1 protein-coding gene is annotated in these 1,161 nt (G+C 69.8%); it reads left to right on the top strand.

The genetic code is table 11. The features are described 5' to 3' along the window. The first annotated feature begins 105 nt into the window (after positions 1 to 105). Positions 106 to 1,122, top strand: coding sequence for an IS30 family transposase (locus tag RZ50_RS28535; RefSeq protein ID WP_308272449.1), 1,017 nt, complete (start codon positions 106 to 108; stop codon positions 1,120 to 1,122). Positions 1,123 to 1,161 lie beyond the last annotated feature (39 nt).

Here is a 1,161-nt window from a genome sequence, read left to right as displayed (position 1 = left end):
ACCGAAGCCTGCCGGATCGTCGGAATCAACGACCGGACCGGTAGGCGCTGGCTCTATGGGCGAAATGAGTCCAGCAGGAACAAGGCGGCGCCACCGCTCACCGCGGTGGCGCCGCCTTGTGGGCGTTCGAGGTACCTCGGCGAGAACGAACGGATCCACATCGCGGACCGGCTGCGGGAGAAGGCCACCATCCGCGAGATCGCGGCCGAGCTCGGCCGCAGTCCGTCGACGGTCAGCCGGGAGATCCGCCGCAACCGCACCGACGGCCGCCGAGGCCGGTGGCACTACCGGCCGCACGCGGCCCAGGCCCGTGCCGATGCCCGCCGGCCCCGGCCAAAGCCCCGCAAGATCCTGTCGAACCCGGCGTTGCGGGACGCCGTTCAGGCGATGCTGGACGAGCGGTGGAGCCCGGAGCAGATATGTCACGCTCTGCGGGCACAGTTCCCCGACCGGCCGGAGATGCACGTGGTTCCCGAGACCGTCTACCAGGCTCTCTACATCCAGGGCCGTGGTCAGTTGCGGCGCGAGCTGGCCGGCGCCCTGCGGAGCGGACGCGCCCGACGCAAACCCCAGCGGCAGGCCAACCGTCGCCAGCCCCGTTTCACGGACCCGATGATCATGATCAGCGAACGCCCCGCCGAGGCCGAGGACCGGGCCGTCCCCGGCCATTGGGAGGGCGACCTGATCATCGGCAAGGACCAGAAGTCTGCGATCGGCACCCTGGTCGAACGCGCGACCCGCTACGTGATGCTGCTGCACCTGCCCGGCGACCACACGGCCGAGACCGTGCGCGATGCCCTGGTGACCACCGTCCGGACGCTCCCCGTCGAGCTGAAGCGTTCCCTGACCTGGGACCAGGGCAGCGAGATGGGCCGCCACCGCGAGTTCACCCTTGCCACCGACATCCCGGTCTACTTCTGCGACCCCGCCAGCCCCTGGCAGCGCGGCTCCAACGAGAACACCAACGGCCTGCTGCGGCAGTACTTCCCCAAGGGCACCGACCTGTCGGTCCACACCCCGGAGCACCTGGCGGCCGTCGCCGACCAGCTCAACCGCCGCCCACGCAAAACGCTCGGCTGGGAAACCCCAGCCGAGCGTCTGGCTAAACTCCTCGCGGCCTAAACAACCGACCACGTGTTGCGACGACCGTTAGAAACCGCC

The sequence above is a fragment of the Kitasatospora sp. SUK 42 genome (assembly GCF_015776785.2).
In the GTDB taxonomy this organism is placed as follows: Bacteria; Actinomycetota; Actinomycetes; order Streptomycetales; family Streptomycetaceae; genus Kitasatospora.
This window is presented reverse-complemented; position numbering and strand designations above follow the sequence as displayed.